Annotated in this window: 17 protein-coding genes; 7 read left to right on the top strand and 10 right to left on the bottom strand. The window is 67.0% G+C overall.

Annotation, left to right across the window (positions count from 1 at the left end; translation table 11 throughout):
- The first annotated feature begins 65 nt into the window (after positions 1-65).
- From ABC977_RS10655 to ABC977_RS10645, 3 genes are read left to right on the top strand one after another with little or no spacing between them, the layout of a single operon-like run.
- The gene (locus ABC977_RS10655; protein ID WP_369667245.1) at positions 66-1190 is read left to right on the top strand and encodes an anthranilate phosphoribosyltransferase; all 1125 of its coding nucleotides are present in this window, start codon (positions 66-68) and stop codon (positions 1188-1190) included.
- A 10-nt stretch (positions 1191-1200) separates the two neighbouring features.
- Positions 1201-1533 carry a Rieske (2Fe-2S) protein gene (locus tag ABC977_RS10650; RefSeq protein WP_369667244.1) on the top strand — a complete coding sequence of 111 codons (333 nt, stop codon included), beginning with the start codon at positions 1201-1203 and terminating at the stop codon, positions 1531-1533.
- A gap of 27 nt (positions 1534-1560) precedes the next feature.
- On the top strand, positions 1561-2184 hold the full coding sequence (locus ABC977_RS10645) for a nucleoside deaminase (RefSeq protein ID WP_369667243.1): 624 nt from the start codon (positions 1561-1563) through the stop codon (positions 2182-2184).
- Here ABC977_RS10645 and ABC977_RS10640 read toward each other — a convergent pair.
- From ABC977_RS10640 to ABC977_RS10630, 3 genes are read right to left on the bottom strand one after another with little or no spacing between them, the layout of a single operon-like run.
- Positions 2151-2375 (bottom strand): hypothetical protein, encoded by a 225-nt coding sequence (locus ABC977_RS10640; RefSeq protein ID WP_369667242.1) that lies wholly within the window; start codon positions 2373-2375, stop codon positions 2151-2153. The two genes, ABC977_RS10645 and ABC977_RS10640, sit on opposite strands and share 34 nt — an antisense overlap.
- 48 nt (positions 2376-2423) lie before the next feature.
- Positions 2424-3566, bottom strand: coding sequence for an NAD(P)/FAD-dependent oxidoreductase (locus tag ABC977_RS10635; RefSeq protein WP_369667241.1), 1143 nt, complete (start codon positions 3564-3566; stop codon positions 2424-2426).
- Between the two features lie 29 nt (positions 3567-3595).
- Positions 3596-4216 carry an arylesterase gene (locus ABC977_RS10630; RefSeq protein WP_369667240.1) on the bottom strand — a complete coding sequence of 207 codons (621 nt, stop codon included), beginning with the start codon at positions 4214-4216 and terminating at the stop codon, positions 3596-3598.
- Between ABC977_RS10630 and ABC977_RS10625 the strand changes: the two genes are divergently transcribed.
- From ABC977_RS10625 to ABC977_RS10610, 4 genes are all read left to right on the top strand, one after another.
- Positions 4215-4904 (top strand): ABC transporter ATP-binding protein, encoded by a 690-nt coding sequence (locus ABC977_RS10625; protein WP_369667239.1) that lies wholly within the window; start codon positions 4215-4217, stop codon positions 4902-4904. The two genes, ABC977_RS10630 and ABC977_RS10625, sit on opposite strands and share 2 nt — an antisense overlap.
- Positions 4901-7390: an ABC transporter permease gene (locus tag ABC977_RS10620; protein ID WP_369667238.1), complete on the top strand. Its 2490-nt coding sequence runs from the start codon at positions 4901-4903 to the stop codon at positions 7388-7390. The genes ABC977_RS10625 and ABC977_RS10620 overlap by 4 nt, the downstream gene beginning before the upstream one ends.
- Positions 7391-7579: 189 nt before the next feature.
- Positions 7580-8821: a DUF1015 domain-containing protein gene (locus tag ABC977_RS10615; protein ID WP_369667237.1), complete on the top strand. Its 1242-nt coding sequence runs from the start codon at positions 7580-7582 to the stop codon at positions 8819-8821.
- Between the two features lie 93 nt (positions 8822-8914).
- Positions 8915-11137 (top strand): RelA/SpoT family protein, encoded by a 2223-nt coding sequence (locus ABC977_RS10610; protein WP_369667236.1) that lies wholly within the window; start codon positions 8915-8917, stop codon positions 11135-11137.
- Positions 11138-11245: 108 nt separating this feature from the next.
- Here the strand turns inward: ABC977_RS10610 and pdxT are convergent, their stop codons facing one another.
- The 7 genes from pdxT to sdhA form a co-directional block, all read right to left on the bottom strand.
- Entirely contained in the window at positions 11246-11878 is a 633-nt protein-coding gene (pdxT, locus tag ABC977_RS10605) for a pyridoxal 5'-phosphate synthase glutaminase subunit PdxT (protein ID WP_369667235.1), read from the bottom strand.
- 19 nt (positions 11879-11897) lie between these two features.
- Complete coding sequence (gene pdxS / locus ABC977_RS10600; RefSeq protein ID WP_369667234.1) at positions 11898-12779, bottom strand: pyridoxal 5'-phosphate synthase lyase subunit PdxS; 882 nt, start codon at positions 12777-12779, stop codon at positions 11898-11900.
- Entirely contained in the window at positions 12769-13557 is a 789-nt protein-coding gene (locus ABC977_RS10595) for an HAD family hydrolase (RefSeq protein WP_369667233.1), read from the bottom strand. Before ABC977_RS10595 ends, pdxS begins: the two co-directional genes overlap by 11 nt.
- A gap of 150 nt (positions 13558-13707) precedes the next feature.
- Complete coding sequence (locus ABC977_RS10590) at positions 13708-15396, bottom strand: ExeM/NucH family extracellular endonuclease (protein ID WP_369667232.1); 1689 nt, start codon at positions 15394-15396, stop codon at positions 13708-13710.
- A 121-nt stretch (positions 15397-15517) separates the two neighbouring features.
- Positions 15518-15796, bottom strand: a complete 279-nt coding sequence (locus ABC977_RS10585) for an FAD assembly factor SdhE (RefSeq protein ID WP_369667231.1) — start codon at positions 15794-15796, stop codon at positions 15518-15520.
- Positions 15793-16485, bottom strand: coding sequence for a succinate dehydrogenase iron-sulfur subunit (locus ABC977_RS10580; RefSeq protein ID WP_369667230.1), 693 nt, complete (start codon positions 16483-16485; stop codon positions 15793-15795). The genes ABC977_RS10585 and ABC977_RS10580 overlap by 4 nt, the downstream gene beginning before the upstream one ends.
- 101 nt (positions 16486-16586) lie before the next feature.
- Positions 16587-18350, bottom strand: a complete 1764-nt coding sequence (gene sdhA / locus ABC977_RS10575; protein ID WP_369667229.1) for a succinate dehydrogenase flavoprotein subunit — start codon at positions 18348-18350, stop codon at positions 16587-16589.

Genomic DNA, 18350 nt, shown 5'->3' with positions numbered 1-18350 from the left:
GACCCCGACCCTTGCGTCCTGATTGTCACTCGATCAGGGAGTGGCCCTATCCCGGAGGGGGAAGCATGACTGATTTCGCGGGCGCAACGAATGAAGACGTCCGGTTGATGATGCGTTCCATTATCCAACGCATCGCGACCGGCCCCGAACTGAGCAAGGATGTGTCGCTCGACGAGGCGCGGATCGGCATGGCGGCGATCCTGGCGAATGAGGTGGACCCGGTGCAGGCGGGCATCTTCCTGATCGCGCTGCGGATGAAGCGCGAGACCGACGATGAACTGAAGGGCATCCTCGATGCGGTGCGCGAGACCACATGCACTGTGGTCGCGGATGTCGACGAGGTGGTCGATATCGCCGACCCCTACGACGGCTACAATCGCTGTCTACCCGCCGCGCCCTTCCTGCCAGCGGTGCTGGCCGCTTGCGGCATCCCGACCTTGACCCATGGGTTGGACCGCGTCGGCCCCAAGTTCGGCATCACGCACCGGCACGTGCTCGCTGCGGCCGGCGTCGATGTCGACCTGTCCCCCGAAGAAGGGGCCGCCCGCCTCGCCAACCCCGAGCTCGGCTGGGCCTACCTGGATCAGCGCGCCGTCAATCCATCCCTCCATGCGCTGGTCGGCCTGCGCGCGACCATCGTCAAACGCCAGGCCGTCACGACGACCGAGGTGTTGGCCAAACCGATCCAAGGTCGGCACCGAACCCACCTGATCACCGGGTACGTGCACAAACCCTACCCGCGTATCTACGCCCTGCTCGCCCGCCACGCCGGGTTCGACTCCGCGCTGCTGGTCCGCGGCGTCGAGGGCGGCATCATCCCGTCGCTGCGCCAACCGGGCGTCTGTTTTGCGTACCAACAGAAGGGCGAAGAGCAAGCCTTCGACATCGACCCGGTCACGGTTGGCATCGACCAGTCGGTGCGCTCCGTGCCTTTGCCTGAGGATCTGCCGAAGGCCCCGCGCCCGGGTGATGAGATCGCGGTGGCGGTCGACGTGCCGGCCACCGCACGGGCCGCAGCCGCGGTCGGCTTGGCCGCGCTCGAGGGGCAACCGGGACCAACCTATGACAGCCTGGTCTTCGCCGGGTCTCTCGCCTTGTGGCACCTGGGTCGCGCCGACTCGCCGAGCGCTGGGGCCGGACAGATTCGCACCGTCCTCGACTCGGGCGCCGCAGCGCGCCGGATCCGTTAGGAGGCCCGAGATGGAAAAGCCCTTCGTTCCGGTCGCCTTCGTCGAAGAGATCCCGATCGGGCAGTTCCGCAAAGTCGACGTGGACGGGCGATCGGTCATCGTCGCCCGGACCGCCAACGGGGTCTTCGCGGTCGAGGATCTGTGCAGCCACGAGGATTACCCGCTCTCTTACGGTTGTCTCGATGGGGACCGAATCAAGTGTTCCCTGCATGGTAGTCGCTTCAATCTAGCGACCGGCGAGCCGCTCGAAGAACCGGCGACGGCGCCGATCGCGACCTACCGCATCGAGATCGCCGACGGGCGGATCTGGCTCGATCCGACCGTCCCCGACAAGCGGTCATGAGCCAATTTCGGCGAGGATGACGCGGCGATGGCGACGATGATCGACAGTGACCTGGGCGCGCTGACAGCCCCGATCCAGATCGAATGCCCCGACTGGTTCTCGTCCTTTCTGGCCGGCCGCTCGCACAGGTGCGTCGATGACAGCGATCGGATGCGCTTGGTACTGGACCTGACCGCCGAGCACCTGCGGGCGAGGACCGGCGGCCCGTTCGGGGCGGCCGTCTTTGCGGCCGTCGACGGGAGCCTGATCTCGGTCGGCGTCAACCTCGTCGAGGGATCTCGCTGCTCGATCGCGCACGCGGAGATGGTGGCGATCGGCAAGGCCCAACAGCGAGTCGGTCACCACGATCTCCGCGCGGCCGTGCCCGGCGGCTGCGTGCTGGTCAGCAGCGCCGAACCCTGCGCGATGTGCCTGGGCGCCCTGCCCTGGTCAGGCATCAACCGATTGGTCTGCGCTGCCCGCGATGCCGACGTGCGCGCGATCGGCTTCGACGAGGGTCACAAGCCGCCGGATTGGGTCGCCGGCTACGCGCGACGCGGCATCGCCGTGACGCGCGACCTGATGCGCACCGAGGCCGTCGCGCTGCTGCGCGCCTATGCCGCCGAAGGCGGCACCATCTACGGCCCCGCGTCCCCGACCCGACCGGCATAGGCTTCGGCCAGCCCCGTGCGCCAGGACGGTTCGGCATCGGCCTGTTTGAGTAGGCCCTTGTAATGCGCGATCGCTTCGCGATAACGGCCGCTTTCGAGGTCCTGCCGAGCAAGATCGGCCAGCGCCGTCGGCAAGAGCGTCGATCCAGCGCCCTTTCGCGGCACCGAACGCGGCTTGCGCTTTTTCTTCATTCGGATCTCTTTCGCGTTTCTTACGCAAAATCCAAGAGCAACACCCATCTAACGGTAGCTGCGCAGGTACCACCATTCGAACAGGTGTTTCAGCCAATGAAACAGGCGTAGCGAGGGCAGGACCAAATTGTGCTTCTCGGTGCGCCCGACCAGCATACCGCGATCGTACGCATCGACGATGCACAGAAGCTCGACCTTGAAGGTGTGGGTCGGCGCCCCGCCGCGGAGCTCGGCCATCAGGTTCAGGGCCGCCGCCTCGGCTTGGAGGTCGGCCATGTGCGCCTGTTTGGGCATCCATTCGGGGCCCGGGAAGCTACCGGAATCACCGGCGACATAGACACGCTCGAAGCCCGTTACGCGGCAATGGGCATCCGCCTGCACGAGCCCGCCCGGTGACCGCGGCAACGCCGTATTGTCGAACCACTGATTGCCGGTCAGACCAGGCATGAACAGGATCAGATCGGCCGGAAACTCACCGCCTTCGGTCATCACCTTGTCGGCGGTAAAACCCTTGAGCTTATGCCCCAGGTGCGTGGCGATGTCACGTCGGCGCATCTCGGCGAGCAGCTTGTCGACCGCCTTCGGCCCGAGTCGGTTGCCAGGGCGTTCGGCGGGCGTGAAGAAGACGAGCTCGAAGCGCTCGCGCCGGCCCTCGGCGCGGAGCTGACTATCGATGCCGAACAGGAATTCGAAGATGGGTCCGCCACGCATCGAGTTGGGTTCGTGCGGATTCCCGGCGAAACCCATCGCGATGGTGCCACCCTCCATCGCGCGCAGCCGATCGCGGATCTGTTCGGCGGCCGCGATATCGGCACAGGGGATGATCGCGTGCTCGATCCCGGGCAGCTTCCGGATGAAGCGCCCGCCCGTTCCAAGGATCAGGCCGTTGTTCGGCACATCGCCAGCGGTCGTTTCCAGGACGCGGCCACCGTCGCGCAGACCGATGGCCTCGGCCGCGATGTGTTCGACCCCCATCTTCTCGAAGAATGGCGTCAGATCCAACTTCAGGTCCTCGGCCGTGCGGCGCCCGGACGGCACCCAGATAAGCCCGGGGTAGTAGACGAATTCGGGCCGCGGACTGACGAGCTTCAGCGCCAGCCGACTGCCGACGATCCGGTGACTTGTCGAACGTAGCGTCTTGATAGCGGTCAATCCGGCAAAACCGGACCCGACGATCGTGATCGATGGCATAAGCGACTCCGAGGTCTGAAGCAGCCGGGTCAATCGGCCGCGTTGATCAGCGGGGCGAGTCCCGACCAAACATTGTCGAGGATTTGCGATTGGGCCTCGGCGGTCGGGTGCAAACCGTCCGGCTGCATCAGCTCCCAGCGTTCGGCGACCCCGGCCAACAGGAAAGGCACCAGCGGAACTTGCTCACGCTCGGCGACCTCGACGAACACGTCTTGAAAGCCCTGCGTATAGGCCGCACCGTAGTTGGGCGGAAGCCGGACGCCGACGAGCAGGACCTTGGCACCCGCCTCCCGTGAGCGCCGAACCAGTTCGCTCAGATTCGCCCGGATCACGTCGAACTGGAAGCCCCGCAGACCGTCGTTCGCGCCGAGCTGGATGATGACCAGGGCGGGACCTTCCCGCTCGAGCAACGATGGTAACCGGGTGACACCGCCGGCGGTCGTCTCGCCCGACACGCTGGCATTGACGACGCGGTATCGAGCATCCGTGTCCGCGAGCCGCTCGGCCAGACGCGCCACCCAACCCCGTTCCAGCGTCAGCCCGTAGCCGGCACTCAGGCTGTCGCCAAGTACGAGCAGAACCGGCGCCTCGTCGGCATGGGAGATCGCGGGCGTCGCAAGCAAAACAGTGACCAGGAGTAAACGGAGCATGTCAGAAGCACTCGGCCCGGTCGTATCGCGGGCCATTGGATTGGGCAAGGATGTTAACGGTCCGGGCGGACGCTTGACCATACTTGACGGCTGCGATCTGGCCGTACAAGCCGGTGAGGCGATCGCGATCCTCGGCGCGTCGGGTTCGGGCAAATCGACCCTGCTCGGGCTGCTCGCCGGCCTCGACACGGCCAGCGCCGGCCAGGTCTGGCTGTGTGGCCAGCGAATCGATGACCTCGATGAAGACGAGCGCGCCGCGCTGCGCAGCGGACGTGTCGGCTTCGTCTTCCAGAATTTTCAACTCTTGCCGACGCTCACGGCGCTCGAAAATGTGCTCCTGCCACTCGAACTCGGTGGCACGCAAGATGCGGACCGGGTCGCCGCCGAGGCGCTCGACCGCGTTGGACTCTCCGAACGCGCCCAACATTTCCCGCGTCAATTGTCCGGCGGCGAACAGCAGCGGGTCGCCATCGCACGGGCCTTCGCACCGCGGCCGGCGATCCTGTTCGCCGACGAACCCACCGGCAATCTCGACCTCGGGACCGGGGAGCACATCATCGATCTGCTGCTGGCCCTTCGTCACGATGCCGGCGCGGCACTGGTGCTGGTCACCCATGATAGCCTCCTGGCCGAGCGCTGTGATAGGCGTTTGATCATGCACGCCGGCCGCCTGGAGGCAGGATCATGAAGCTCTGGCGCATCGCGTTGCGGTTGTTGCGGCAGGATTGGCGCAGCGGCGAACTCCATCTGCTCGCCGCGGCGGTTGTACTGACGGTCGGGGCCATCACGGCCGTCGGGTTCTTCACGGACCGGGTCGCAGGGGCTATGGCCGGTCAAGGCGGCGAGCTGATCGCCGCCGATCTGGTCATCGAGACCCGCAGCCCAATCGAGCAAGGGCTGTTCGACAAGGCGCACGAGCTCGGGCTGACCGCAGCGAAGACCCTGGAGTTCTCGACGGTCATCATCGGCGACGAAGGTCCGCAGCTGATCCAACTGAAGGCCGTCGAATCGGCCTATCCGTTACGCGGCCAACTACGTGTCCGCGCGTCACTCGCGGCGCCGGAGCAGATCGCGTCGGCCGGACCACCGCCCGGCGAGGCCTGGGTCGAACCGCGGCTGCTGTATCTGCTGCGCGCGTCACCCGGCGACCTCGTCCAGTTGGGTGAGCTCGAGGTCCGCATCGGCAAGGTCCTCGCCCATGAGCCCGACCGCGGCGGGGGCATCTTCCAGCTGGCCCCGCGCGTCCTGATTTCCCTCGCCGACATCCCCGCGACCGGCCTCGTGACGCCGTTGAGTCGCGTCGAACATCGCCTGCTGATCGCCGGCGAACCCGATCGGGTCGACCGCTTCCGCGCCTGGGCAGTGGCTCACGGGCCGAACGGTGCCCGCTTCGTCGACGCACGCGACGCCCGGCCCGAGCTCGAGGGCGCGGTCGAGCGCGCCTCGAGCTTCCTGCACCTAGCGACGCTCGCGACGCTGCTCGTGGCCGGTGCCGCGATCGCACTGGCCAGCCGCCGGATGGTCGAGCGCCAAACCGATGCCGTTGCCGTCATGCGCTGCCTCGGCGCCCCACGCCACCTGCTGACGCGGCTGTTCGTGCTGCGGCTGGTCCTGTTCGGCTTGGCCGCGAGCCTCGTCGGCAGCCTGCTCGGCTACCTCGCCCAGTTTGGATTGGCGCAGGTACTCGCGGAGCTCTTCGCGACCGAATTGCCGCCGCCATCGCTCCGCCCGCTGGTCCTCGGGATCGGCACCGGCCTCATCGCCTTGCTCGGTTTCGGGCTGCCGCCGTTGCTCCAGCTCGCCCGCGTGCCGCCATTGCGCGTCCTGCGTCGCGACCTGGGTCCACCGCGATTATCCGCGGGCATCGCGGTAGCCGCCGCGGCGGCAGCGATGGTGTCGCTGATCTTCTGGCAGGCCGGCGACCCTCGTCTCGCCTGGCAGGTACTCGGCGGGGTCATCCTTACCCTCACGAGTCTGGCCCTGGCCGTCTGGGCGTTGGTCCGCGTCGCGCGCGCCCTGTCGTATCGCGCGACCGGGATATGGCGCTTGGGGCTCGCCGGGTTATCCCGCCGCCCGGTCGGCGCCTTGTTTCAAATCACCGGTTTCGGCCTCGGCATCCTGGCCCTGCTGTTGCTTGCGGTCGTACGCGTCGATCTGCTGAACACCTGGCAACAAGGCCTGCCAGATGATGCCCCGAACCGGTTCCTGGTCAATATCCAACCCGACCAGGTAGCGGCCATCGAGACCTTCTTCGCCGAGCGCGGCATCCGCGACTCGGGGCTCTTCCCGATGATCCGCGGACGCCTCGTCGCGATCGATGGCCAGCCGGTGGTGCCCGAGGAGTTCGCCGACCCGCGGGCCGAGCGACTGGCGACACGCGAGTTCAACCTGAGCCATGCCGAACGGTTGCAAGCCGACAACCGGATCCTGGCCGGCCAGTGGTGGACGGGGCCGGAGGCACCGCCGCAGTTTTCGCTCGAGCAGGGTCTCGCCGAGACCCTCGGGATTCGGCTCGGCGACGAACTGACCTTTGCCGTCGCGGGCCGCGAGCTCCGCGCGCCGGTAACGAGCCTGCGGGAGGTGCAATGGGATAGCTTCAACGTCAATTTCTTCGTGATCGCGCCACCGTCCTTGCTCGGCGACGAGCCCGGCACCTATGTCACCAGTTTCCACCTGTCCAGCGAGCGCGAGGGGTTGGTGCCGGAACTGGTGAGGCAGTTCCCGAGCGTGACCCTGATCGACGTCGATGCGCTGCTGAATCAGGTCCGTCAGATCATCGATCGAGGCGTTTTAGCGGTCGAGTACGTGTTTCTCTTCACGCTCGCCGCCGGCCTCCTGGTAATGTACGCGGGGATCCAGGCGAGCCTCGCGGATCGGCGCATCGAACATGGCATCCTGCGCACACTGGGCAGCGGCCGGCGCCAACTGCTGGGCAGCCTGGCCGTCGAATTCACGCTCGCCGGTCTCGTGGCCGGCTTGCTGGCCTCGATCGCCGCGGAACTGACCGGCTATCTGTTGGCGACCCGCGTGTTCGGCCTCGAGTTCGCGTTCAACCCCTGGCTGTGGACCGGTGGCGTGCTCGGCAGTGGTCTGCTGATCGGGCTGGCCGGCGTGTTGGCCACCTATCCGCTGCTGATCCGTCCACCCTTGCACACGCTGCGGCGCGCCGACTGAGGCGCAACCCGGGGGATCGATGGCTGTGCGGCTTCGACCGTCCGCGGGCTTCCTGATACCATTGGACGACAACGCACGGTCGAGCGGGGTGGGCACCGACCGACCCACGGCGGCAGCCAAGGGCCGCGGAATCCAGGTCGGCCGACCTGCCAAGATGCCCCGACACCGAACCCACGGAAAACAAGGACCATGTCTCTGATCAAGCCCTTTGCCGGCCTGCGCCCGGCACCGGGGCGGGCCACCGAGGTGGTCGCCCCACCCTACGATGTGATGAGCGCCGCCGAGGCCCGTGCGATGGTCGAAGGCCGTCCATGGAGTTTTCTGCACATCTCGCGTGCCGAGGTCGACCTGCCCGCGGATACCGACCCCTACGACGCTGCCGTCTACGACCAGGCCCGTGCGAATCTGGCCGCGATGCTCGAGGCCGGGGTCCTGGTCCGCGACCCGAGTCCCCGCTATTACGTCTACCGGTTGACGCTCGGTGGTCACCGGCAGACCGGACTCGTCGTGACGGCCTCGGTCGAGGCCTATCGAACCCATCGCATTCAACGCCATGAACTGACGAGACCCGTCAAGGAAGACGACCGGGTCCGTCAGATCGAGGCCCTGAACGCGCAGACGGGGCCGGTGTTCCTGGTCCATCCCGATGTGCCGGCGATCGATCGAGCGATCGAGGAAGCGAGCCGCGGCGCACCCGAGGTCGTGACCAAGGCCGGCGACGGCGTCGATCATGAACTCTGGTCCGTGACCGACCCCGACGCGATCGCGCGGCTGACCGCGGCCTTCGAGGCGCTGCCGGCCCTGTACATCGCGGACGGCCACCATCGGTGCGCGGCCGCCGCGCGGGTCTCGGCGGCCCGCCGCGGTCACGCCGTTTCGGCCAGCACGGGGGCATCGGCCGACTATTTCCTCGCGGTGACCTTCCCGGCCGCCGAGGTCCAGATCCTCGCCTACAACCGGGTCATCCGCGATTTGAACGGCCTCGAGCCCAACGCATTCCTCGATCGCCTCGCGGCGGCGTTCAGGGTCGCACGAAGCGCGGACCCCGTCGTCCCCGCGGGCCACGGGGAATTCGGCCTTTACCTGGATGGCCGCTGGTATCGGCTGACCATCGACCCGGCGGCCATCCCTCGCGAGGATCCGGTCGGCCGACTCGATGTCAGCCTGTTGCAGGAGCGGCTGATCGGCCCGATTCTCGGCATCACGGACCCGCGTCGGGACGAGCGCATCGACTTCGTTGGCGGCGTGCGGGGCCTCGACGGCCTGACCGAGCGGGTCGACAGCGGCGAGATGCGTCTCGCCTTGACGCTCTACCCCACCGCGATCGAGGACCTGATCGCGGTGGCCGAGGCCGGTGCCCTGATGCCGCCGAAGTCGACCTGGTTCGAGCCCAAGCTCGCCGACGGGCTGGTCAGCCATGTGTTGGATTGAAGGCACCGGATCGTAACGCGATCAGCCCGAACCCGAGGCCGCCTCGGTCGATCGTCGCCGAGCGATGGGTTTTCTCCAAGCGGATTGGAACCGATGGTGACGCATAGCAACCAACGCCCGCGGCACAACCCCGATGAGGAGTTGGCGATCCGGCACTGGCTCGACCAGCTCGGTCCTCATTATTCAGCGGAGGACCTGAAGACGATCGCCGGTGCCTGTGCGCTGCTCGTTCGCCACCGCGGCGACCAGATCCTGGACACCGGCGAGGGTCTGATCCACCACCTGCTCGCGACCGCCGACATCCTGGTCGAGCTGCGCCTCGATCACGAAACCCTCATCGGCGCGCTCCTGAACGGCTGCCTGACCCCACCCGAGCTGACCGAAGCCCAGATCAGCGAGCGCTTCGGGCCGACGATCGGCCGCATGGTCGGCGACCTGGCCCGGATCGATCAGATCGCCAACGCCGACGTGATGATCGCGGCGAAGGATCAGGCGCAGCACGAAGAGAACCTGCGGCGCCTGTTACTCGGTATCGCAAAGGATGTCCGAGTCGTCTTGATCGTGCTGGCCGAGCGCGTCCACCTGATGCGCAGCGTCAAGGCGCTGGACGAGCAACGGCGGCGCAAGATCGCACTGGATACCCAACGCATCTATGCCCCGCTCGCGAATCGGCTCGGTATCTGGCAGATCAAGTGGGAGCTCGAGGATCTGTCGTTCCGCTACCTGGAGCCGGTCGAATACCAACGGATCGCGAAGCTGCTCGGTGGCCGCCGTGCCGAACGCGAGGCCTATATCGCCAGCGTCATCGAAACCTTGCGCGCCAAGTTCGAGGAGGCGGGCCTGCGCGCCGAGATCACCGGGCGCCCCAAGCACATCTACAGCATCTGGCGCAAGATGAAGCGCAAGAACCTCGGCATCGAGCAGATCTTCGATCTGCGCGCGGTGCGGGTGCTGGTCGAGGATGTCGCCGCCTGCTATGCGGCGCTCGGCATCGTCCACGGTCTCTGGCGACACATCCCGAAGGAGTTCGACGACTACATCGCAACCCCGAAGGGCAATCTGTACCAATCGCTGCACACGGCCGTGATCGGTCCCGAGGACAAGCCGCTCGAGGTTCAGATCCGCTCGTTCGACATGCACCGGCATGCCGAGCTCGGTGTCGCCGCGCATTGGGCCTACAAGGAGAATCGCGGGCCGGATGCCGTCGTCCAGCGCCGCGTCGTTTGGATGCGCCAATGGCTGGAGCTGATGCACGAAGGCGAGGACGGTGGCGACTTCGTCGAGCGTTTCAAGGCCGAATTCGAACCGGTCCACGTCTATGTGCTCACGCCCCAGGCCAAGGTCATCGAGCTACCGAAGGGCGCAACCCCACTGGATTTCGCGTATGCGATCCACTCCGAGATCGGCCATCGTTGCCGCGGCGCACGTGTCAACGGACGCATCGTCCCCTTGACGCAGGCGTTGCAAAGCGGCGACACGGTCGAGATCCTGACCCACAAGCAGGCCGCGCCAAGCCGCGATTGGTTGAGCCCGCACCATGGCTACCTGAAGACCGCCAAGGCCCGCAACCGGGTGCGGCAATGGTTCAAGCAACTGGATTTCGACCAACACCTAGGCCAGGGACGCGCCGCCCTCGACAAGGAGCTGAGCCGGCTCGGCATCACCGAAAAGGCGCACCTCGATCAACTCGCTACGCGATTCAACCTGCAGACGGGCAATGACCTGCTGGCCGCGATCGGTCGAGGCGACCTGGCAGTCGGTCCGGTCGCCCGTCAGGTCGGCGAGCCGCGGACCGAGGAGCGGCGCGACACCGATAACCGGCCGGCCGTCGCGCCAAAGGCGCGCCCCCGATCGGCCGAAAGCCGGGCCGAGGTCATCGTCGAAGACGTCGATGATCTGTTGACGCAGATGGCGCATTGCTGCAAGCCGGTGCCGCACGACCCGATCGTCGGCTACGTGACCCGCGGCCGTGGCGTGACGATCCACCGACGCGATTGCCCGAACGTCCGCAACCTGCCCGCCGCCGAGGCCGAGCGCCTGATCCGCGTCCGCTGGGCCGACCAACCGGCCGGCGCCAGCTATCCGGTCGATATCCAGGTCCTGGCCGCCGATCGCAAGGGGCTCTTGCGCGATGTGTCCTCGGTCCTCTCGGACACCGATACCGATGTCTTGAGCGTCACGACCAGCACCGATCGCCGCCGCGACACGGCCAGCATGCGTTTCACGGTCGAGGTTCACGACAACGAACAGCTCGATGGGCTGCTCTTGAAACTTCGGCAGATCCCGGACATCCTCGATGTACGCCGGACCTACTGACCGACGCGCCGGGTCCGACCACGGACCGGCCCTGGCGCCCGCCGGGCCCCACCGGCCGGTCGCGCGACGGAACAGGCCGTCGGCCATCATGGCCGCCGGCGGATTCGTTCAATGCGGCAGCGGTGCGTAGCGAGTCCAGTCCTCGGGGTGCCAGCCCGCCTCGTCGCCATCGGCCGTCAGGATGCCGCACTTGTGGGCGAAGTAGCGGTGAAAGGCGAGACTCGGCGTCAATTCGGGGTGAAAGACGGTCGCCAGGATGACGTCGTCTTCGACTGCGGCATGATAGTCGTCGACCGCGAGCAGGGAGCGCACACCGGCGCCCAGATCGCTGATCTTCGGTGCGCGGATGTAGGTCAGTGGAATGGGGGTCGAGGCGACGGCCGGCACCATGGCCAGGGTATTGAAGCTATCCATCTGGCTGCCGAACGCGTTGCGCTGGATCGCGACATCGAGCAAGGCCAGGCAGGGTTCCCCGCCGACCACCCGTTGCGCGAGCAGGATGGCCCCGGCGCAGGTACCCCAGAGCTTCAAGCCGGCGTGATGGCGCGCGACGATGGTCCGGTCGAGGCCGGTGATCCGCAGCAAGCGGCCGAGGCAGGTGCTCTCGCCGCCGGGGATGATCAGACCGGACAGGCCATCGAGATCCGCCGCCTTCTTCACGCGACGGGCGGCGATCCCGAGCCGGTCCAGATGGTCGAGGTGCTCGACGACCCCGCCTTGCAAATCGAGAAGCCCGATCACGCTCACGGCCAGGCGGAGACTACCAGCCGCGCTGGGCCAAGCGCTCGGCCTCGGGGATCGTTGGGATCTCGATCCCGACCATGGGTTCGCCGATGTTCATCGAGACCTCGAGAAGCCTCTGCGGATCGTTGAAATAGGTCGTCGCCTGCACGATGGCGCGCGCGCGCCGCGCCGGGTCGCCGGACTTGAAGATACCGGATCCGACGAAGACGCCATCGCAGCCGAGCTGCATCATCAGCGCCGCATCGGCCGGGGTCGCGAGGCCGCCAGCGGCGAAGTTCACGACCGGCAGGCGCCCAGCCTCGCGCACGGCGAGCGCGACCTCGTAGGGGATGCCCTGATCACGACAGAACCCGGTCAGCTCCTCGAGGGCCATGTCGCGCACCTGGCGGATCTCGCGGTTCATGGTCCGCATGTGCCGCACCGCCTCGACGACATTGCCGGTACCGGCCTCGCCCTTGGTGCGGATCATCGCCGCCCCTTCGGCGATGCGCCGGCAAGCCTCGCCGAGATTGCGCGCGCCGCAGACGAACGGGATCGAGAAACGGCTCTTGTCGATATGACACTCCTCGTCGGCCGGCGTCAGGACCTCGCTTTCGTCGATGTAATCGATCTTCAGCGCCTCGAGCAGCTGGGCCTCGACGAAGTGACCGATCCGGGCCTTGGCCATGACCGGGATCGAGACCGCCTCCTTGATCTCCTTGATCATCGCAGGGTCCGACATCCGGGCCACCCCGCCCTCGCGCCGGATATCGGCCGGCACCCGTTCCAAAGCCATCACGGCGACGGCCCCGGCCTCCTCGGCGATACGGGCTTGCTCGGGCGTGGTGACGTCCATGATGACGCCGCCCTTCAGCATCTGGGCCAACTGGGCGTTGAGGGTGTAGCGTTCACTGGTCAAGGTGACTCTCCTGATCAAGACAATGCAATAGGTCGGCCAGCGCCCAGATCGGTAGCGAGAGGGATCTGGCGCGTTGCCGTTCGGCGATCGTGTTGTAGCCCCAGCCAGCCAACCGGTACTCGACCGCGCTCGGCAGCCTGGCGTTCAGGCAACGTTCGAGCGTCGCGAACCGGTCCTCGATGAAACAGACCCGTCGCCCCGGGTGACGTTCCACGAGCTCGGCCAGCACGGCCTCCTTCGGACGGCCGGCCTCGAGGCCATGGATGCATTCGGCGTGGAAAGGAACGGCACGCGCGCTCAACAAGACCTCGACGAAGCGCCGTTGCTTCGTCGTCACGATATAGCAGGTCGGCCCGCTCGCCCGCGACAGCCGCGCCACGAGTCGGCCGGCAAGACCGGGATAGAAGGGATTGGCGGCCACCCAACGATCCGGCGCCGCCGCCAACCAGCGATCACGGGTCGCCCCGAAGAGCTCCGTCAGACCTGCCGCGTCCATGCCAGCACGCGCGACGACCTCGGGGATCCGTTCGCTGAAGGTCGCCAACAGGTGCCGTGGATCCTCGCCATCACGCAACAGCCGCATCATCAGGATGGCTTCATAGCCGACCTCGACGATCGGTCGGGCGCGACGGAAGCCGGCCAGCAGGTCGGCCGGGGGCATGGTGCCGCGGATATCGCGCCAAATCGCCCCGGCGGCACGCCACCCCGTGATCGCCGTCTCCTCGACGCTGTCACAGATGACACCGTCGAAATCCAACGCCAGGATCGGCTCGGTCAAGGGCTTTGCGACACCTGAAAAAAGGCGCAAGCGTAGCGCGCCCACGGCCGGCCTTCAACCCCAAAGAGCCTCGCGCGGCTGGAGGCCGACTGCCCTCATCGCGAAACAGGGTCAGCGCCGCGCGACCGGCCGGGCACTCGCGCCCGGTCGTCAATCGACCCGCGGATCACCCCCGACGTCGAGGTCCACCCACAGCGGATCGTGATCGGACGAGCGCCACGGGCCGTGCGCCGGCCGGCGGCCCTGGTAACCGAGAAACGCCGGCTCGTCGGCATTGATGTGCCAGATCCCACCACGCAACACCTGCGCGGCCGTCTGATGGTCACCGAGCAGGTAATCCAGCTGGCCGGCCTCGCCGCGGAAGACGTAGGTGTAGCGCTGAGACGCTGGCCAATGGTCGGCGATCAAGTGTCGCAAATCCGCGGTTTCGAGGAACCTGATTGGAGCCTCGCCCGGATAGGCGTTCAGGTCGCCGGCGACCGTGATTGCATCCCCCGGCTTGCGTATGCTGGCGAGCCAAGCGACCAGGCGCTCAGCTTGCGCGGTCCGCAACCGATTCCAACAGCCCTGGCCCTGATCCAGGTCATCGCGCTCGGGACAGCCGGTCTTGGATTTGAAATGGACCGTCACGATGCCAAGCAACGGACCCTCGTCGGCCGCGCGGAACCATCCGAGCAGTGGTGGCCGACGGTGCACGGGATCCGCATCGGCCGCCGACCCGACCCAGGTCAACCGATCCGGGCGATACAGGAGGGCGACCTTGATCGCGTCGTCACCGGGATAGGGGTGCTCGAGCGCGCGGTACTGACGGCTCGACGGAAGCCCGGCGTTGAGTTGTGTCACCAGGTCCAGGAGCGCCGCGCGGCGGTTCTCGACCTCGCTGACGGCGATCAAATCCGCGTCGAGGCCATCGAACACAGCGGCCAACTTGCGCCGCTGACGAGCCAGTTCGGTGCGACTAGACGCCCCGCGCTGGCCGAGCGTGACGAAATAGTTCTCCAGGTTGACCGCCGCGAGACGGCGTGCCTGATCAGGCGGAGGCGGTGGCGGCGGACGCGGGTTCGCGGCGATGAAGCGCGGCGCTTCGGTCGGGTGAACACGATAGGCACCGAAGGCGTGGGTCAGGATACCGGTCAACCCGACGACCTGATCGCCGGTGCGGCGGGTCCCCTGGCCATCGAGGTAGGGAATCGGATCCGGATGCATCCGGTAACGGCCGTCATCGAGCCAGATGCGATGAGCCGAGCGATCCTCGGCGGGCTCGACGGCTCCCAGCCACGGACGGAACAGGCGTCCATGGGCGGACAGGGCAAGGGTGCCGTAGCGCGCGAGATCCTGGTTCCCGGTCACGGTCAACACCTGTGGAAACCGAACCTCGACATCCAGATGATCCACGAACCGCTTCGCATCGGCCGGCACAAATAGGTCGACCGGGTCGGGCAGCCCTACCCTGCCGCAATCACGGATGTCGGTGACCTGGCTGATCTGCCCTCGGCCGCGGAAACGCACGAAGCGCCCATCCACCTGGATTCGGTGACCGCGCCGCGGCACCGGTCCCGACCAGGACGGCGCATAAACGAACGAACCGACGGGCGGCGTCCCCTGCTGAATGAAGAAACCGCCGAGCCGCTCGCGACCGGCGAAGGCACCGGTGACGACAGCCTCGACGACGACGGCCTGGCCTTCGGCGATCAGGCCGGCCCGCAGATCGGCCAACGGGACCGTCCGCACCAGCGGACAGTCGGCCCGGGCCGGGACCGACAGCAGGACGCACACGAAGGCCGCGCCGATCACGCGCATGGCAGCGGTGGTCTGCATCGCTCGCCGGGTACCACGCATGGGTCCGCGTCTCCGATACGCTGAGAGTGGAGCGACCTATTGTGGACGACCCCAGCCCCTTGACCGGCTTCGCCCGTCACCGATCGCGAACCGGCTGCGCCCCGTTGGTCTCCGGACCTCTCTACCCTGGGCGAATCGGTACCACAGTGGCCAGGATCCGCGCCACCATGGCCCTAAGGGCCTCGTCGTCCGGTGCCGATTTCTGCATCAGCCAATCGTGCAGCATCTGATCGGGCTCGCGGAGCAAGCGTTCGAAGTCCGCCCGCGCCGCCGCATCGAGCCCCGCGTAACCCAGATCGAGAAAACGCTCGAACAGCAGATCGAGTTCCAGCATGCCGCGCCGGCATTGCCAGCGCAGGCGCTGGAGATCGCGATCGACGGCTCGGGTCGTATCCGTCACAGGCCCTTCTCGAGCATCAGTTCCTTGATGCGTCCGATCGCCCGGGTTGGATTCAGCCCCTTCGGGCACACATCGACGCAATTCATGATCGTGTGGCAGCGAAACAGCTTGTAGGGACCCTCTAGGGCATCGAGCCGCGCGTCGGTCGCTTGGTCGCGGCTGTCGGCAAGGAACCGCCAGGCTTGCAGCAGCGCGGCCGGTCCGTGGAACTTCTCCGGGTTCCACCAGAAGGACGGGCAGGCGGTCGAGCAGCAGGCGCACAGGATGCACTCGTAGAGTCCATCGAGGCGATCGCGCTCGGCCGGCGATTGCCGGATCTCGGCCTCCGGCAGCGGATCCTCGCGCACCAGGTAGGGCTTGACGTTCCGGTATTGCTCGTAGAACTGGCTCATGTCGACGACAAGATCACGGATCACCGGCCGCCCGGGCAGCGGCCGCACCTCGATCGGCTCCTTCAGATCGGCGACCGGCGTGATGCAGGCGAGCTGGTTTCGCCCGTTGACGTTCAGGCCGTCGGAGCCACAGACGCCCTCGCCGCACGAGTGGCGGAATGCGAAGCTCTCATCCTGCTTCTTGATCTCGAGCAAGGCCTCGCGCAGCATCATGCCCTGGGTCGCCTTGACCTCGAACGCCTGCATGTAAGGCCGCTGATCCTTGTCCGGGTTGTAGCGATAGACGCGCAGTTTCATAACCGATACCTGGGAAACCGACCCCGATCGCCCCGGCTCTGAGCGGCGGCCGACGAACCGGGAGCGGGGCCAAATGACGAACGCGACGAAGCGGAAGCCCGCTAATAGACCCGCTCCTTCGGCGGGAAACTGTCGACGGACAGCGGCTTGGTGCGCACGGGTTTCGAGTCCATGCGGTCGCCATCGCGGAAATACAGACTGTGCCGTAACCAGTTCTGGTCATCGCGCTCCGGATAATCCACACGCGAGTGGGCGCCGCGGCTCTCCTGGCGATACAAGGCCGAACGCAGCGTAGCCATGCCGACGTCGACCAGGTTGTCGAGCTCGAGCGCCTCGATGCGTGCCGTGTTGAAGGTCCGACTATGGTCGTGCAGGCGTGCCTGCTCGATGCGCTCGCGCAGCGCGGCGAGCTTCTCGACCCCCTCGGCCATGACCTCCTCGGTTCGGAAGACGCCGCAATGGTCCTCCATCAGCTTGCGCAGATCGGCCTTGACGACGTGAACCGGTTCGCCATCGCCTTGTCGCTGCCAGCGTTCGAGCCGAGCCATCGCCGGAGCGAGGATGCTGTCGGTGATCGGCCGGTGGTTCGGATTCTCCTTCAGATAGCGCAGGATATCGTGACCCGCGGCGCGCCCGAAGACCAGGATGTCGAGCAGTGAATTGCCACCGAGCCGGTTGGCGCCATGCACCGAGACGCACGCGCACTCGCCGGCGGCGTAGAGACCCGGGACCGGCTCCTCGGGGCCGTGCCGCACCGGCGCGACGACGCGAGCATGGCGATCGGTCGGGATCCCCCCCATCGCATAGTGGGCAGTCGGAAACACGGGTATCGGCTCGGCGGCCGGATCGATACCGACGAAGGTTCGACAAATGTCGCGGATCCCTGGCAGACGCCGAGCGACGATGTCCTGACCGAGATGATCGAGTTTCAGCAGCACATGGTCGCCCTGCTCGCCACAACCGCGGCCCTCGCGGACCTCGGTCGCGATGGCACGACTGACGACATCGCGGCTCGCGAGGTCCAGCGCCCGGGGCGCATAGCGCTCCATGAATCGCTCGCCGCGCGCATTGACCAGATAGCCGCCTTCGCCGCGCGCGCCCTCGGTGATCAACATGCCCTTGCCGGCGACCCCGGTCGGGTGGAATTGGAAGAACTCCATGTCCATCAGCGGCACGCCGACGCGCAGCGCCATCGCCATGCCGTCGCCGGTGTTGATGTAGGCATTGGTCGTCGTGCGATAGACCTGGCCGTAACCGCCAGTCGCGATCAGCGTCGTCTTCGACGCGATGATCAAGGGCTCGCCAGTCTCGATCTCCAGGACCAGGGCGCCGAGCACGCAGCCCTCGTCGTCGCGCAGCAGGTCGATCGCGAAGAACTCGTCGAAGAAGTGGGTGCGTGCCCGAAGGTTCTGCTGGTACAGCGCGTGCAGGATCGCGTGGCCGGTCCGGTCGGCCGCGGCGCAGGTGCGCGCCGCCTGGGCGCCGCCGAAATCCTGGCTCTGACCGCCGAAGGCGCGCTGGTAGATGCGCCCGTCGTCGAGCCGCGAGAAGGGCACGCCGGCGTGTTCGAGCTCGTAGACGGTCGGGATCGCCTCCCGACACATGTACTCGATCGCATCCTGGTCGCCGAGATAGTCGGACCCCTTGACGGTATCGAACATGTGCCAGTGCCAGTTGTCCGGCAGCACATTGGCGAGCGCGGCGTTGACGCCGCCCTGCGCGGCCACTGTGTGTGACCGGGTCGGGAACACCTTGGAGACGACGGCCACGCGCGCGTCGGCGCCGGCGAGGCGCAGCGCCGCATTGAGGCCGGCCCCGCCGGCACCGAGGATCAAGGCGTCGAAATGTCGTGTTGCGATTGGCAT

Origin of the sequence: Thioalkalicoccus limnaeus, assembly GCF_041197575.1 — a bacterium.
Taxonomy (GTDB): Bacteria; Pseudomonadota; Gammaproteobacteria; order Chromatiales; family Chromatiaceae; genus Thioalkalicoccus; species Thioalkalicoccus limnaeus.
The sequence above is the reverse complement of the archived record's forward strand: the minus strand, read 5'-3'. Positions and strand labels throughout refer to the sequence as shown.